Consider the following 14,635-nt stretch of genomic DNA (forward strand, 5'->3'; position numbering starts at 1 on the left):
ACGCGCCGGTAACATCACCTGAACTGCAGTCGCTAGTCTTCAGTCTGCGCGGTCGGCGGTCAGGAGTCGTCACAGACTGCGCATGATAGCGGTGAAGGGGAGGGGCCGACATGGCCGCAGGCGAGTCGTTCGACGTCTACCGGTTGCCGGAGGAGCATCTGGCGATCCGGGACGCGGTCCGGGAGGTCTGCACGGCGAAGGTGGCGCCGCACGCCGCCGAGGCCGACGAGACCGGGGAGTTTCCCAAAGCGTCCTACGACGCGTTGCGGGCGGCCGACTTCCACGCACCGCACATCCCCGAGGAGTACGGCGGCGCGGGCGCGGACGCACTGGCCACCGCCATCGTGATCGAGGAGGTCGCCCGGGCGTGCGCGTCCTCCTCGCTGATCCCGGCGGTCAACAAACTCGGCACGATGCCACTGTTGTTGTCCGGTTCCGAGGAGCTCAAGCGCCGCTACCTGACGCCGGTGGCGGCGGGTGAGGCCATGTTCTCGTACTGCCTCTCCGAGCCGGAGGCGGGCAGCGACGCGGCGTCGATGACCACCCGGGCGGTACGTGACGGGGATCACTGGGTGCTCAACGGCGTGAAGCGCTGGATCACCAACGCCGGCGTGTCGGAGTTCTACACCGTCTTCGCCGTGACCGACCCGTCCGCACGGTCCCGGGGCATCTCGGCCTTCGTGGTGGAGAAGTCCGATGCCGGGGTGAGCTTCGGCGCACCGGAGAAGAAGCTCGGCATCAAGGGCTCGCCGACCCGCGAGGTCTACCTGGACAACGTGCGGATCCCCGCCGACCGGATGATCGGCGCGGAGGGCACCGGCTTCGCGACCGCGATGAAGACCCTGGACCACACCCGGGTCACCATCGCCGCGCAGGCCGTCGGGATCGCGCAGGGCGCGCTCGACTACGCCAAGGGGTACGTGGCCGAGCGCCGGCAGTTCGGCAAGGCCGTCGCCGAGTTCCAGGGCATCCAGTTCATGCTCGCCGACATGGGCATGAAGCTGGAGGCGGCCCGGCAGCTCACGTACGCGGCGGCCGGCAAGTCGGAGCGTGGCGACGCGGATCTCACCTACTTCGGCGCGGCGGCCAAGTGCTTCGCCTCCGACGCCGCCATGGAGATCACCACCGACGCGGTGCAACTGCTCGGCGGCTACGGCTACACGCGGGACTACCCGGTCGAGCGGATGATGCGCGACGCCAAGATCACCCAGATCTACGAGGGCACCAACCAGGTGCAGCGCATCGTCATGGCCCGGCAGCTGCTGGCCGGCGTCGTCTAGATCGTCGGATTCCGTCGATGGCCCGGTACGCCGACAGCGGCACGCCGGACCATCGACGGTTTCGTCACCGCTCGGCGGCTGTCTCGGTGACGGGCCGCAGCGGGCCGCCCCGCAGCGCGTACGCCAGCAGACCCGTCACCGCCAGCACGGTGGCGCAGACGGTGGCGACGGTGGTGCCGGGGGGCTGGAGCAGCCAACTGGCGACCTGCGTCCGCACGTCCGTGCTGGGGCCCATGATGGGCAGGACCGCGATGAGGGTCCAGGTCAGCGGGGCGATCCACGACAGCGCGGCGCCGACCAGTGCGGTGCCGAGGGCGGTCAGCCCGAGCAGGCCGGCGGTGTTGCGCAGCACGAGTGCGAGCGGCTCGTAGCGCGCGTCGGTGAGCGTGCTGAGTGACAGCAGGGCGGTGATCGCGGCGAGGACAAGGAGCAGGTGACCGGCACGTCGCAGCGGCCAGTTGACCGCCGCGGTGTGGTCGAGGGCGTCGTCCGCGCCGCCGAGGGTGGTGCCGAACGCGACCACCGCCAGCATGATGGTGAGGCTCGCCGTGCGGGCGTTGATGGTGGTCGAGTCCGTGTAGACCACCGTCAGCACCCAGGCCAGCGTGATCAGCGCCGCCGCGCTGCCGAGCGCGAGGGGAACCCGGCGCGACCGCAGGTGGAGCCGGAGCCATCTCATGGCTTCTTCGCCGGCAGGATCGCCAGGAGGCCGTCGCTACGGCAGTCCATCGCCGCCGCGCGGGCCGCCGCCATCCGACCTCGCTGCTCGGTCTCCGGCAGGCTCACCAGCGCCTGGTACGCGCTCTGCGCCCGCTCGATGTCCGCCGGGTCCCACCAGCGCTGTGGGGTTGGCGGCTGACCGCTCAGCCAGGCCGTGGCGACTGTCCGGGCCAGGGGTTCGTCGGGCTCCGAACGGTCGCCGCAGTCCTGCCCCCAGGCGGCATCGAGCAGCGACGGCAGGAAGTAGTCGCCGGACAGGTCGGCGCGGCCGGCGCGGTCGATGGTGGGAGTGTCGAAGACGATCGTGTCGGCGGCGTGCCGGGGCGGTGCCGTGCCCGGGTCCCGCCGAGACCAGTAGTCGGCCTGTCGGGTCTGCACCGCCCGCACGGGCGCGTCGGGCAGCTTCGTCGCCATCATGCCGAGTGCCTGCCGGGCCGGGCCGACGACGTCGGGCAGCAACGCGGTGTGCGCCCGTGTCACGCAGACCTGCGGGCCGTCGTTGTCGCAGACCAGCTCGATGGCGACCGGGTCGACGACCGCCGCCCCGCGGGTGCCGCCGACCGGCAGGAGCGGTACGGCGACCGCCCCGCCGAGCACCGCCGGGAGCACGGCCAACGCGATGGCGCGGCGGCGGACCGCGCCGAGCAGCAGCAGACCGGTCGCGGCGAGGGACACCAGCCACAGCGTCTGGAGCAGGCTGACCCGCGTCGTGATCGTCTGGAGGTCGTCCAGGCCGTTGAAGGTCGGCACCAGCAGCACCGCCGACGGTTCCGGCCCGAGTCTGGCGAGACCCGCGTTGGTGTTGGCCATCATGACGAGGTCGGGGATCAGCCCCACCAGGACGAAGCCGACCACGGCGAGGACGGGTGCGGTGACCACCCGGGGCACGGCGCGACCGGCGGCCATGCCGAGCCAGCCGGCGGCGACCAGCGCCGGGACGCCGACCCCGGCGACGACGAGCGCGCTCGCCGGGAAGTAGCCCGCCGTCGGCACCACCCATCCAGCTGCGACGAGGAACACCAGGACGTACGCGCTCGCCACCGCGACCGCCAGCGCGCTGGCGGTCGGGACGACGCGCTGCCACCGCGGACGGACGGTGCTGGCGAACAACTCGGTGACCCGGTAACGCGCGTCGCGTTGACCCAGCCACGCCCCGCCGGCCAGCGCGAAGGGCAGCAACACCATGAGCAGCGACCGCGAGGAGATCGCCAGTTGCATCCACCGCCCGGCGAAGAACTGGGTGGACGTGAGCAGCAACACCGTGCCGGTCACCAGCGACAGCAGGGCGACGCTCAGCGCCGCCGAACGGCGCAGCTCGATGCGGAGGATTCGTCCGGTCATGCCGACACCCGGCCACGGTGGGCGCGCAGCAGCGCCGAGTAACCGCGTTCGGTGGCGCTGTCACCGGCGTCGTCGGTGCCGCCCTGCTGGGCCAGTTCGTCGGCGCTGCCCTGCCACACCAGCCGACCGTCGTTGATCAGCACCACGTCGGTGCAGGCCACCGCGACGTCCTCGACCAGGTGGGTGGAGACGAGTACGCAGCTGTCCAGACCGATGTCGCGCAACAGCTCACGGAAGTCGAAGCGCTGCTCCGGGTCCAGGCCCACCGTCGGCTCGTCGAGCAGCAGCACCTCCGGGTCGTTGACGATCGCCTGGGCGATGCCGGCGCGGCGCAGCATCCCGCCGGACAGCGTCTTCATCCGGGAGTCGGCGCGGTCCGCCAGGCCGACCCGTTCGATGGCCCGCTGCACCGCGGCGGGGATGACCGTCTTCGGCATCTCCTTGAGCCAGGCCAGATACTCGACGAACTCCCGGACCGTGAAGCGCGGGTAGAAGCCGAAGTGCTGCGGCAGGTAGCCCAGGCCACGTCGTACCCGGCGCAGGTCCGCGCCGGCGGTGACGTCCTCGCCGAGCAGGGTCAGTCGACCGGCGGACGGCTTGACCACCGTGGCCAGTGCTCGCATCAACGTCGTCTTGCCGGCACCGTTGGGGCCGAGCAGCCCGTGCACACCGGTGCCCAGGGTCAGGTCCAGCTCGTTGACCGCCAGGTGTCGTCCGGCCTTGACCTGCAACTTCTCGGCGTGCACCGCCCACGGATGGGTCGACGGCCTGGTCTCCGCCACGCTGACCGTACGCATCATGAGGTCTCCATTCGGTCCTGGCTCGGTGTGGTCATCGGAAGGTCCTGGTGAGGTGCCGCGGCCGTCGTCGGGCACGTACGAGCAGCACGGCCGTCAGCACCACGGTGGTGAGCGCCCACCCGGGCAGGCTGCTGCCCGTGAGGACGATCGGGAGCTGCCCGTCGGCCAGGCTCGGCGCCACCACACCCGCGGACCAGGCGACCGCCAGCGCGAGGGCGGCCCGGTCGACGCCCACCAACGTGCCCAGCGCCAACGCCCCGGCGGTGAAGCCCAGAGCCGGCAGCAGCCAGAGGCCGGGGGAGTGCCCGGTGCCCCAGCCGGCCACCGCCAGCACCGGTACGACCGTGATCAGCACCCCCAACGTGCGGCGCATCAGCAGCGGCAGGCCGGTGCGGGGCATGGTTGCCGTCAGCTCCCAGGCCGGATCGAGTCGCCGGCTCCAGACGGCGGCCACCGGCAGCAGCGGCGCGACCGGCGCGATCAGCAGCACCAGCGACGGCAGGCTGGCGAAGGTCTTCTCGAACAGCACCGCGGCGAGCATCAGCCCGGCGGCGGTGGCGAGCCAGGGCAGGACCCGTGCGGCGACCCCGGTGCGCGGTAGCCGCCGACGGCGTACCGGGCCGGGGCCGGCGGTGATCCCGGCGGTGATCCCGGCGGCCACCCGGTCCAGCAGTTCCCGGGTGCCCGGGTCGACAGCACCGGACAGCAGCGCCCGGCATTCGGCGCAGACCTCCAGGTGTGCCTCCACCGCCCAGACGGTCGCGTCGTCGACGTCCGCGCCGCCCGAGGCGTAGTGGGAGATGACTGCGGGTGTGGGATGAGTGGTCATGACAGCGCCTCCCGGAGTGCGATGCGGGCTCGTCGCGCGCGGGTCTTCACGGTCCCCTCGGGCATACCGAGCAGCAGCGACGTCTCCCGGGTGGTCAACCCGTCGAGGACCATCGCGCGGAGCACCTGGCGTAGCTCCGGGGGTAGCGCGTGCAGGGCCCGTTCGAGGTTGGCGTCCAGACCGCCGGCCAGTGCCTCGTCCTCGGCGGCCGGGGCCACGGTCTCGAAGGTCTGCACCGACGGGATCCGCTCGCGCCGAGCCCGGTGGCGGAACGCGTCGATCAGCCGGTGGGCGGCGATCGTCCACAGCCAGCCCACGGCGCTGCCCGAGGTGGAGGGGGACTGCGCCTGACTGCCGGCCGACCGCCAGACCGCCAGGTACGTCTCCTGCAACACCTCGGCCACCACGTCCTCGTCGGCGCAGCGCCGACGCAGTCGGGTGGTCAGCCAGGGGGCGGTACGCCGGTACAGCGCGTCGAACGCGCGCCGGTCGCCCCGGGCGACGCGGCGAAGCAGTTCGCCCTCGTCGAGTCCGTCCAGACTTCGTCTCACGTCAGGCAAGACGACGCGTACCCCGGTCCGGGTTCTGTCCCGGCTGTGACTGTCGTCACTCCATGGCCGCGTCCGCGTCGGCCCCCGCGTGGCGTGACACCCCACACATCGGGAACGTCGTACGCCGATGGGACGTTGGCGAGCGAGAGGATCACCCTTGCGTGATCGCCGCACCCGGCCACCCCCACCACGACCCCAGCCTCGTCACCTGCTCGCCTCCGCTGGCGGGCACCCCGCACCGCGCCCGCCGAGACCTGTGGACGCGGTGACGCCCCGGCACCGCACGTGACGACGCATCCGCTTCCGCAGAGAGACCGAGATGATGAAGCAGTTGGTGGACAAGACCGGGCCCGGCACCCGGGTGGAAGACCCCACCGGGGACGTCCTGCCCGGCGACCTGATGACCAACCGTCAACGGGCACAGCTCGTCCTCGTGCTCGGCGCGTTGATCGCGATCGGGCCGTTGACCATCGACATGTACCTGCCCGCGCTGCCCGCCATCACCACCGGGTTGCAGACCACCGAGACCGCGGTGCAGTTGACCCTGACCGGCACGCTGGTCGGCCTCGCGTTGGGCCAGTTGCTGATCGGGCCGCTCTCCGATGTGGTCGGACGACGGATGCCGTTGCTGGCCGGGCTGGTCGCGCACATCGTGGCCTCCGTGCTGTGCGTCTTCGCGCCCAACATCGCCGTGCTCGGCGCGCTGCGCGTACTCCAGGGGCTTGGTGTGGCGGCCGCCACCGTGGTCGCCACGGCCGTCGTCCGCGACCTGTTCAGCGGCGCCTCCTTCGCCCGGATCTTCTCCCGGCTGATGCTCGTCATGGGCCTGGCGCCCATTCTCGCGCCGACCCTGGGCAGTGGCCTGCTGAGCTGGACCGACTGGCGGGGTGTCTTCGCGGCGCTGGCGGTGCTGGGCGCGTTGCTGATCGTCGTGGCCGCGCTCCGGCTCCCGGAGACCCTTCCGGTGGCGCGTCGGCGACACGGGGGGATCGGCGCCACCCTGCGCGACTACCGGGGGCTGCTCAACGACCGGGCGTTCGTCGGCCTGGTGCTGGTCGCCGGGCTGGCGATGGCGGCCCTGTTCGCGTACGTCTCCGGGTCGTCGTTCGTTCTCCAACGCGAGTACGGCCTCGACGAGCAGGAGTTCGGCCTGGCCTTCGGGGCCGGCGCGGTGGGCCTGATCGCGGCCACCCAGTTCAACGTCCGGCTGCTGCGCCGCTACACCCCGCAGCAGATCCTGGTCAGCGCCCTGATCGCCGGCACGGCGGCCGGGCTGCTGCTGGTCATGTTCGCCGCGACCGGCTTCGGTGGTCTGGGCACCCTGCTCGCGTCGCTGTGGCTCGTCCTGGCCGCCACCGGCCTGGCCCTGCCGAACGCTCCGGCGCTGGCCATGAGCCGGCACAGCGAGGCGGCGGGCACCGCCGCGGCGCTGCTCGGCGCCGTGCAGTTCGGCATCGGCGCGTTGTCGGCGCCACTGGCGGGCCTGTTCGGCACCGGGAGTGTGCCGATGGCGATCGTCATCGCGGGCGGCATGGCCGCCTCGCTGCTGGTCATGCTCCTCGTCGTGCCCCGCGCCAGCCTCGGCACGGTCGACCCGGATCTGGCGGTCGCGCTGCACTAGGGCCTCTGGTCAGCGGACCTGGCGGTAGGGCTGCGCCAGGGCCTCTTTGCAACAGGGCTGCGCCAGGGCCTCTGCGCAACAGGGCTGCGCCAGGGCCTCTGCGCAGCAGCGCTGCGCCAGGGCCTCCGCGCAGCAGACAGTGGGCGGGCCGGTCACCCGGCCCGCCCGACGGTTTCAGCGGATCTCGGTGGTGTCCTCGGGGCGCGACTGCCCGCGCGGCGGGGCGGACCAGGGCGACTCGCCACCCACCCGGCGCGGCAGCGGCTCGGTCGGTGTCGAATCGGCCGGGTAACCGAGAGTGAGGGGCGCGGTGTCGCGCTCCGCGGGCGTCGGCGACGGCCAGTCGGTCAGGGTGAAGTCGTCGTTGCGGGGGCCTGCGTCCGGCACCGGGGCCGGCGTAGCGGCCGGCTCGGCAGCCGCGCGCGGCCACTGCCGCCACCGCTGCCCGCTGAAGGTCGCCATCAGCAGCAGCAGACCGATCACGAACAGCGTGCCGTTCTCCACCGGCAGCCGCAGCGGCAACGGGTCGCCGAGCATCTTCCACTCGTGCGGGATCGCGTCCCGCACCGTGAAGGGCGCCACGAACATCCCGACGTACGGCGTGACCAGCAGCAACCCGGCCACCAGCGGGCCCAGCGGCGAGAAGCGCAGCGTGCCGACCAGGCCCAGCAGGACTCCGCCGACACCGAGGTACACGGCCGGCTCGATCAGGTTGGCGGTGTTGAACGTGCCGGTCTCCACCCAGCGGTCGACTGTCCGGCTCGACCCGTCCTGCCCCAGTGTGACCAGCACCCAGGTGATGGGCGCCACCACCAGCCCGGCGAGGAAGCTCCAGAGATGTCGCATCCGCGCACCGTACCGTTTTCGACATGACTGAGCACCTCTCCGCCGCTCCGATCGGCAAGCCGACGTCGTACTCGCGCGTCACGCTAAGCAAGATCATGACTGCCGTGGACGTGAACCTGTACGGCACCGTGCACGGCGGGGTTCTGATGAAGTTCGTCGATGACGTGGCGGGTGCCGCCGCGGCCCGACACAGCGGCGGAACGGCGGTCACCGCGGCGATCGACGAGATCGTCTTCTCCGAGGCGGTCCGGGTCGGTGACCTCGTGCACGCCCACGCACAGGTGAACTGGACCGGCCAGACCTCGATGGAGGTGGGCGTACGGGTGGTCGCCGAACGGTGGGACTCGGCCGAGGACGCGGCGGTCCGGGTGGCCACCGCCTACCTGGTGTTCGTGGGGGTGGACGTGGGTGGGGCGCCGCGGGTGGTCCGCCCGGTGCTGCCGGAGACGGCGGAGGACGAGCGCCGGTACAAGGAGGCGGAGATCCGCCGGGCCCACCGCCTCGCCCGCCGTCGCGCCATCCAGGCACACCGCGAGGGCTGACCCACATGAGGTGGGTGGGTGGAGTGTGGGGCGGGCACGCGTCGGTTGGCGCACCCGGTGCGCAGAATGGCGCTTCGAGGTAGGGCAAGATGGCGCCACGGCCCATTCACAATGTCGTGCCGGGCCAGGGGAGGGTGAAGCAGTGGGTGACATGCTGTGGGCGCCGCCGGCGGACGTACGCGAGCAGTCCCGGATCGGCGCCTACCTGCGCTGGCTTCGGGAGCACCGCGGGCTGGACTTCGCCGACTACGACGCGTTGTGGCGCTGGTCGACCACCGATCTGGACGGGTTCTGGCGTTCGATCTGGGACCACTTCGAGGTGGTCGCGCACACCCCGCCGACCGCGACCCTGGCCGAGCGGGGGATGCCCGGCGCCCGCTGGTTCCCGGGGGCCACGCTCAACTACGCCGAGAACGTGTTGCGGATGCCGGGGCGGGGTGACGACGACCCGGTGGTGATCGCGCACGGGCAGACCCGACCGCTCGTCACGCTGACCGCCGGGGAGTTGCGCGAGCAGGTCCGCCGGGTGTCGGCCGGGCTGCGTCGGCTCGGCGTCACCGCCGGTGACCGCGTGGCGGCGTACGCCCCGAACATCCCTGAGACGTACGTCCTGCTGCTGGCCACCGCCAGCCTGGGCGCGATCTTCTCGTCCTGCGCGCCCGAGTTCGGCACCCGCAGTGTCACCGACCGGTGGCAGCAGATCGAGCCGACGGTGCTGGTCGCCGTGGACGGCTACCGCTACGGCGACAAGCCGGTCGACCGCCGCGCCGAGGTGGCCGCGATCCGGGCCGCACTGCCGTCGCTGCGGCACACCGTCAACATCGGCTACCTCGACCCGACGGGCCCCGTACCCGAGGGCGTGCTGGGCTGGGCGGAGCTGGCCGCGCCCACCGACGAGCCGTCGACGTTCACGCCGGTGCCGTTCGACCACCCGCTGTACGTGCTCTACTCCTCGGGCACCACCGGGCTGCCCAAGCCGATCGTGCACGGCCACGGCGGCATCCTGCTGGAACACCTGAAGATGCTCGCCCTGCACCACGACCTGGGCCCGGCCGACCGGTTCTTCTGGTTCACCACCACCGGCTGGATGATGTGGAACTTCCTGGTCTCCGGGCCGGCGGTGGGCGCGACCATCGTGCTCTTCGACGGCAACCCGGCGGTCCGGGCGGAGCCCGGCCGGCCGGCCGAGCCCGACCTCGGTGAGCTGTGGCGGCTGGCGGCGGAGACCGGCACCACGTACTTCGGCACCTCCGCGCCGTTCCTGCTGGCCTGCCGCAAGGCCGGGCTGGTGCCCCGGGACGTCGCCGACCTGTCGGCGCTGCGCGGGGTGGGCTCCACCGGTGCGCCGCTGCCCGCCGAGGGCTTCGAATGGGTGTACGAGACGGTCGGCGACCGCCTCCAGCTCCAGTCGCTCTCCGGCGGCACCGACGTCTGCACCGGGTTCGTCGGCGGGGTGCCGCTACTTCCGGTGTACGCCGGTGAGATCGCCTGCCGTGCGCTGGGCGCCAAGGTGGAGGCCCGCTCCGCCAACGGCACCCCGGTCATCGGTGAGCTGGGCGAGCTGGTCATCACCGAGCCGATGCCGAGCATGCCGGTGGGCTTCTGGAACGACCCGGACGGCACCCGCTACCGCGAGGCGTACTTCGACGTCTACCCGGGCGTCTGGCGGCACGGCGACTGGATCACCATCAACGAGCGGGGCGGTTGCGTGATCACCGGCCGCTCCGACGCCACGCTCAACCGCGGTGGGGTGCGGCTGGGCACCGCCGAGTTCTACTCGGTGGTCGAGGGGCTGGACGAGGTGCTCGACTCGGTCGTCGTCCACCTGGAGGACGACGAGGGCGGCGCCGGTGAGCTGCTGCTCTTCGTGGTGCTGGCCGAAGGCCTGGAGCTGGACGATCCGATGCGCGCGAAGATCTGCCGCGAACTGCGCACCGCGCTGTCACCCCGGCACGTGCCCGACGAGATCCACCAGGTGCGCTCGGTGCCCCGCACCCTGTCGGCGAAGAAGCTGGAGGTGCCGGTCAAGAAGATCCTCACCGGCATCCCGGTCGACCAGGCCGCGGCCAAGGGCGCCCTCGCCAACCCCGAGTCCCTGACAGCTTTCGCCACCCTCGCCCAACGCCGAGCCACGAACAACACGCCCGCCTGACCCGCGCCCCGCGCGTCCCGGCCCCTCGGCCCCCGCCCCGCCCTCCCCGCGCGTCCACTCGCGTCGATCATGGAATTGTGGTGCCCCACAGAACGGGCATCGGCGTACCAATCGCCCACCACAACTCCATGATCGACCCTCCCGGGGGCGGGGCGGGGCGGGGTGCGGGTGCGGTGCGGGTGGGGCGCGGGGGTGGGTTAGGGGAGGGTCTGGGTGACCTTTTCGGTGGCTTGGCGGTTGGCCACCTTTGTTGGGTCGAGGTTGGCGCAGAGGACGATGGTGGCGGCCCGGGTCAGCGGGGCCAGCAGCCAGTCGACCGGGTCGGGGTGGCGGGTGGCGTCGATGAGGACCCGCGCGCCGGGCTCGATGCCCAACTCGGTGGCGCGGGCCTCGGCGCGGGTGAGCAGGCGCGCGTCGGCGGGGCCCGGACCGGGCTGCGGGGTGAAGTGGTCGCCGTGTCGGCGTACCTCCACCACGTAGTCGGCGAACCCGGGCGGCACCTGCCGCAGCGGGGCGGCGAGTGGGGCCAGCCCGAGGGCGTACCGCTCGTCGGCGGACCAGGACTGTGCCTCGTCGAGTTGGTCGGCGGCGGCGAAGAGCACGTCCACGTCGCCCGGTGTGTCCACGACGCTCAACTTGGCCGACCAGCAGCCCAGCAGCACCGCCGCGGTCTGCCAGTGTGGCGGCAGCAGCACGCCGGCCGGGGTGCCCGCAGCCAGACCTACCTCGTCGACGAGGAGATTGGCGGTCTTCGCCACCCAGTTCGCCAGGGTGACGCCGGAAAGTTCGGTGCGGTCACCGCTGGCGTCGTCGTACCAGGTGAGCAGCGGTCTGGTCGGGTCGGTCGCGATCGCATCGGCGAAGACCCAAGCAATGTTGTCGGCCATCGGCGCGAACGATACGCCCCCGCCGGCCGTACTCGATGACGATGACAAGTCGGCGTACCGTCGGGTCGCAGTCAGCGCCGCTGGCGCGCTCCGGCGTAGGCTTGACCCCCGGAGTGTTGTTCCCCACAGACCGCAGTGCAAGGAGTCGCCCCGTGACCGCCGGTCGCCCGCCCCGCGTGCTCATCGACGCCACGAGTGTCCCCGCCGACCGTGGTGGTGTCGGTCGATACGTTGACGGGCTGCTCGGAGCCCTCGGCAAGGTGTGCGGGTCGGGGGTGGAGCTGGCCGTGGTCAGCCTTCGCACCGACCTGGAGCGTTACACCCGGATGCTGCCCGGGGCGGAGATCATTCCCGCTCCGGCCGCCGTGGCGCACCGCCCGGCCCGGCTCGCGTGGGAGCAGACCGGCCTGCCGTTGCTCGCGCAGCAGGTGGGCGCGCACGTCCTGCACTCGCCCTTCTACACCTGCCCGCTGCGGGCCGGGTGCCCGGTCACGGTCACCGTGCACGACGCGACGTTCTTCACCGAGCCGGAGCATTACGACAAGTCCCGCCGCACGTTCTTCCGCAGTGCCATCAAGACCTCGCTGCGCCGCGCCAACCGGGTGATCGTGCCCAGCAAGGCCACCCGGGACGAGCTGATCCGGCTGCTCGACGCCGACCCGACACGGATCGACGTGGCCTACCACGGCGTCGACCAGTCCGCCTTCCACGCGCCCACGGAGGAGGAGAAGGCCCGCGTGCGGGCCCGGCTGGGGCTGGGCAACAGCAGCTACGTCGCCTTTCTCGGGGCCAAGGAGCCCCGCAAGAACGTCCCCAACCTGATCCGTGGTTGGGCGCGGGCGGTGGCCGACCGCGCCGACCCGCCGGCTCTGGTGATCGCCGGTGGTCAGGGGCACGACGACGACATCGACCGCGCGGTCGCCGAGGTCCCGTCGCACCTGCGCCTGCTGCGTCCCGGCTACCTGCGCTACGGCGACCTGCCCGGCTTCCTCGGTGGCGCGCTGGTCGCCGCCTACCCGTCCTACGGCGAGGGGTTCGGGCTGCCGATCCTGGAGGCGATGGCGTGCGCCGCCCCGGTGCTGACCACTCCGCGGCTGTCACTGCCCGAGGTGGGCGGCGACGCGGTCGCGTACACCTCCGAGGACCCGGAGCAGATCGGCACCGACCTGGCTGCCCTCCTCGACGACGAGCAGCGGCGGTTGTCGCTGGCGAAGGCGGGGTTCGACCGGGCGAAGGAGTTCACCTGGGAGTCCAGCGCCGAGGTGCACATCGCCGCCTGGAGTCGCGCCAGTTCCTGACCCTCCGGGGCGCGGGCGGTGACCCGTGCCACTTCCAGCAGGTACGTCGGGCATGATGTGCGGATGCTTTATGCGGTCATCCCGGCAGGTGGCAGCGGCACGCGGTTGTGGCCGTTGTCCCGCGCCGGCCATCCCAAGTTCCTCCATCCGCTCACCGGCACCAGCGCCTCGCTGCTCCAGGCGACCGTGGAACGGCTCGCCCCGCTGACCACACCGGACCGGACCCTTGTGGTCACCGGTGCCGCGCACGTCGCGGCGGTGGCTCGGCAGCTGACCGGTCTGCCAGAGGAGAACATCCTGGTCGAGCCCTCCCCTCGGGATTCCTGTGCGGCGATCGCGTTGGCCGCGGCGGTGATCGCGACACGGGACCCGGACGCGGTGATGGGCAGCTTCGCGGCCGACCACCTGATCCGCGACCCGGAGAGCTGGGTCCGCACGGTCCAGGAGGCGGTTCGCGGGGCCGAGCAGGGCATGCTGATGACCGTCGGGATCACCCCCACGCGGGCGGAGACCGGCTACGGCTACCTGGAGACCGGCGATCCGACCGAGGGCACGCCGTGGCGGCCGGTGGCCGAGTTCAAGGAGAAGCCGGGCGCCGAGGTCGCCGAGGCGTACGTCCGTTCGGGCCGCTACCTGTGGAACGCGAGCATGTTCGTGTGGCGGGTGGACGTCTTCCTCGCCGAGCTGGCCCGCCAGCAGCCGGCGCTGCACGCCGGTGTGGCCGCGATCGCCGCCGCCTGGGGCACCCCGGAGCAGGACGAGGTCCTCGGTGCGATCTGGCCGACCCTGCCGAAGATCTCCGTGGACTACGCGGTGATGGAGGGCGCGGCCACCGCGGGTCGCGTCGCTACCGTGCCGGGCGACTTCGGCTGGAACGACGTCGGCGACTTCCACACCCTCGGCGACGTGTTGCCGACCGACGACGCGGGCAACGTGGTGCTCGGCACCGACGCCAAGCCGGGTGTGCTGCTGCGCGACAGCGCGAACATGGTGGTCGTGCCGCAGTCGGGGCGGCTGGTGGCCGTCCTCGGGTTGCGCGACCTCATCGTGGTGGACACTCCCGACGCGGTGATGGTCTGCCCCCGCGACCGGGCCCAGGACGTGAAGGCCCTGGTCGACGAGCTCAAGGCGCGAGGCGAAGAGGGCTACGTCTGAGGGCTGCGAGGGCCGGCGCGACCAGTTGCACGGTCCCGCCGGCCAGTGGCTCGGGCAGCTGGTCCGGTGTGAACCAGCCCAGCTCCTCCGCCTCGTCGCTGACCTGCTCCACGGCCTCGGGCGGGGCCAGCACGGCGAAGCGGACGTCGTGGTGCAGTGACCCGCCCTGACACCGCACCGGGTGCACGTCCACGTCGATCGGCACGGGGTCGATGCGCAGACCGGCGATGCCGGACTCCTCGGTGGCCTCGCGCAGCGCGGCGCCGACCAGGGCCTGATCGGTCGGCTCGCAGTGCCCGCCGAGCTGCACCCACCACCCGAGCTTGACGTGCAGGCAGAGCAGCACCCGCGAGCCGGTGGAGTCCAGCACCAGCGCGCTCGCGGTGAGGTGCCCAGGTCGGTGCTGTCGACTCATCGCGATCGGGCCGGCACCGAGCAGGCGGAGGGTCCGGTCCCGCGCGAGCGCCCCGTTCGGGCTGGTGGGCTGCCAGCCTTCGAGCAGCGCCGTGGCGTCGGCGTGCAACGGCGCGTACGTCTCGGGGTCGGTGGGGTGGGCGGTCGGTCCGGTGATCGCGGTGTCGGGCACCCCGTCACTGTACGAGCGGGTGCTTCG

Annotated in this window: 14 protein-coding genes; 6 read left to right on the forward strand and 8 right to left on the reverse strand. The window is 72.3% G+C overall.

The features are described from left to right. Positions 1 to 110: 110 nt before the first annotated feature. The gene (locus LADH09A_RS07865) at positions 111 to 1,280 is read left to right on the forward strand and encodes an acyl-CoA dehydrogenase family protein (RefSeq protein ID WP_238644210.1); all 1,170 of its coding nucleotides are present in this window, start codon (positions 111 to 113) and stop codon (positions 1,278 to 1,280) included. Positions 1,281 to 1,344: 64 nt separating this feature from the next. On the opposite strand, the gene LADH09A_RS07870 is transcribed toward LADH09A_RS07865, so the two are convergent. The 5 genes from LADH09A_RS07870 to LADH09A_RS07890 are packed head-to-tail and all read right to left on the reverse strand — an operon-like array spanning position 1,345 to position 5,521. Next, entirely contained in the window at positions 1,345 to 1,959 is a 615-nt protein-coding gene (locus LADH09A_RS07870; RefSeq protein ID WP_238644211.1) for a hypothetical protein, read from the reverse strand. Further along, positions 1,956 to 3,341, reverse strand: a complete 1,386-nt coding sequence (locus LADH09A_RS07875; RefSeq protein WP_238644212.1) for a hypothetical protein — start codon at positions 3,339 to 3,341, stop codon at positions 1,956 to 1,958. The genes LADH09A_RS07870 and LADH09A_RS07875 overlap by 4 nt, the downstream gene beginning before the upstream one ends. Next, a complete protein-coding gene (locus LADH09A_RS07880; RefSeq protein ID WP_238644325.1) occupies positions 3,338 to 4,138 on the reverse strand; it encodes an ABC transporter ATP-binding protein in 801 nt (266 codons plus the stop codon). The genes LADH09A_RS07875 and LADH09A_RS07880 overlap by 4 nt, the downstream gene beginning before the upstream one ends. 34 nt (positions 4,139 to 4,172) lie before the next feature. After that, positions 4,173 to 4,970, reverse strand: coding sequence for a cupin domain-containing protein (locus LADH09A_RS07885; RefSeq protein WP_238644213.1), 798 nt, complete (start codon positions 4,968 to 4,970; stop codon positions 4,173 to 4,175). Further along, positions 4,967 to 5,521 (reverse strand): RNA polymerase sigma factor, encoded by a 555-nt coding sequence (locus tag LADH09A_RS07890; protein ID WP_238644214.1) that lies wholly within the window; start codon positions 5,519 to 5,521, stop codon positions 4,967 to 4,969. The genes LADH09A_RS07885 and LADH09A_RS07890 overlap by 4 nt, the downstream gene beginning before the upstream one ends. Before the next feature lie 319 nt (positions 5,522 to 5,840). Between LADH09A_RS07890 and LADH09A_RS07895 the strand changes: the two genes are divergently transcribed. Continuing rightward, positions 5,841 to 7,142, forward strand: a complete 1,302-nt coding sequence (locus tag LADH09A_RS07895; protein WP_372492244.1) for a multidrug effflux MFS transporter — start codon at positions 5,841 to 5,843, stop codon at positions 7,140 to 7,142. A gap of 174 nt (positions 7,143 to 7,316) precedes the next feature. Here the strand turns inward: LADH09A_RS07895 and LADH09A_RS07900 are convergent, their stop codons facing one another. After that, positions 7,317 to 7,988, reverse strand: coding sequence for a hypothetical protein (locus LADH09A_RS07900; RefSeq protein ID WP_238644215.1), 672 nt, complete (start codon positions 7,986 to 7,988; stop codon positions 7,317 to 7,319). Positions 7,989 to 8,011: 23 nt separating this feature from the next. Between LADH09A_RS07900 and LADH09A_RS07905 the strand changes: the two genes are divergently transcribed. Both LADH09A_RS07905 and LADH09A_RS07910 read left to right on the forward strand, forming a co-directional pair. Then, complete coding sequence (locus tag LADH09A_RS07905; RefSeq protein WP_238644216.1) at positions 8,012 to 8,530, forward strand: acyl-CoA thioesterase; 519 nt, start codon at positions 8,012 to 8,014, stop codon at positions 8,528 to 8,530. Positions 8,531 to 8,672: 142 nt separating this feature from the next. Next, the gene (locus LADH09A_RS07910) at positions 8,673 to 10,682 is read left to right on the forward strand and encodes an acetoacetate--CoA ligase (RefSeq protein WP_238644217.1); all 2,010 of its coding nucleotides are present in this window, start codon (positions 8,673 to 8,675) and stop codon (positions 10,680 to 10,682) included. A 197-nt stretch (positions 10,683 to 10,879) separates the two neighbouring features. Here LADH09A_RS07910 and LADH09A_RS07915 read toward each other — a convergent pair whose 3' ends face one another. Next, the gene (locus LADH09A_RS07915) at positions 10,880 to 11,569 is read right to left on the reverse strand and encodes a TIGR03089 family protein (protein ID WP_238644218.1); all 690 of its coding nucleotides are present in this window, start codon (positions 11,567 to 11,569) and stop codon (positions 10,880 to 10,882) included. Between the two features lie 152 nt (positions 11,570 to 11,721). Here LADH09A_RS07915 and LADH09A_RS07920 point away from each other — a divergent pair, with 152 nt between their 5' ends. Beyond that, a complete protein-coding gene (locus tag LADH09A_RS07920) occupies positions 11,722 to 12,867 on the forward strand; it encodes a glycosyltransferase family 4 protein (protein ID WP_238644219.1) in 1,146 nt (381 codons plus the stop codon). A 63-nt stretch (positions 12,868 to 12,930) separates the two neighbouring features. Further along, the gene (locus tag LADH09A_RS07925) at positions 12,931 to 14,022 is read left to right on the forward strand and encodes a mannose-1-phosphate guanylyltransferase (protein ID WP_238644220.1); all 1,092 of its coding nucleotides are present in this window, start codon (positions 12,931 to 12,933) and stop codon (positions 14,020 to 14,022) included. Here the strand turns inward: LADH09A_RS07925 and LADH09A_RS07930 are convergent. Continuing rightward, positions 13,991 to 14,593, reverse strand: a complete 603-nt coding sequence (locus LADH09A_RS07930) for an NUDIX hydrolase (protein ID WP_238644327.1) — start codon at positions 14,591 to 14,593, stop codon at positions 13,991 to 13,993. The genes LADH09A_RS07925 and LADH09A_RS07930 overlap by 32 nt on opposite strands. Between the last annotated feature and the right edge of the window lie 42 nt (positions 14,594 to 14,635).

The organism is Micromonospora cabrerizensis, assembly GCF_022230955.1.
In the GTDB taxonomy this organism is placed as follows: Bacteria; Actinomycetota; Actinomycetes; order Mycobacteriales; family Micromonosporaceae; genus Micromonospora; species Micromonospora cabrerizensis.

Excerpts from the sequence above, each read along its gene's own strand:
- LADH09A_RS07865 (WP_238644210.1), top strand. The coding sequence starts at position 111 with ATGGCCGCAGGCGAGTCGTTCGACGTCTACCGGTTGCCGGAGGAGCAT.
- LADH09A_RS07870 (WP_238644211.1), bottom strand. The coding sequence starts at position 1,959 with ATGAGATGGCTCCGGCTCCACCTGCGGTCGCGCCGGGTTCCCCTCGCG.
- LADH09A_RS07875 (WP_238644212.1), bottom strand. The coding sequence starts at position 3,341 with ATGACCGGACGAATCCTCCGCATCGAGCTGCGCCGTTCGGCGGCGCTG.
- LADH09A_RS07880 (WP_238644325.1), bottom strand. The coding sequence starts at position 4,138 with ATGCGTACGGTCAGCGTGGCGGAGACCAGGCCGTCGACCCATCCGTGG.
- LADH09A_RS07885 (WP_238644213.1), bottom strand. The coding sequence starts at position 4,970 with ATGACCACTCATCCCACACCCGCAGTCATCTCCCACTACGCCTCGGGC.
- LADH09A_RS07895 (WP_372492244.1), top strand. The coding sequence starts at position 5,841 with ATGATGAAGCAGTTGGTGGACAAGACCGGGCCCGGCACCCGGGTGGAA.
- LADH09A_RS07900 (WP_238644215.1), bottom strand. The coding sequence starts at position 7,988 with ATGCGACATCTCTGGAGCTTCCTCGCCGGGCTGGTGGTGGCGCCCATC.
- LADH09A_RS07905 (WP_238644216.1), top strand. The coding sequence starts at position 8,012 with ATGACTGAGCACCTCTCCGCCGCTCCGATCGGCAAGCCGACGTCGTAC.
- LADH09A_RS07915 (WP_238644218.1), bottom strand. The coding sequence starts at position 11,569 with ATGGCCGACAACATTGCTTGGGTCTTCGCCGATGCGATCGCGACCGAC.
- LADH09A_RS07925 (WP_238644220.1), top strand. The coding sequence starts at position 12,931 with ATGCTTTATGCGGTCATCCCGGCAGGTGGCAGCGGCACGCGGTTGTGG.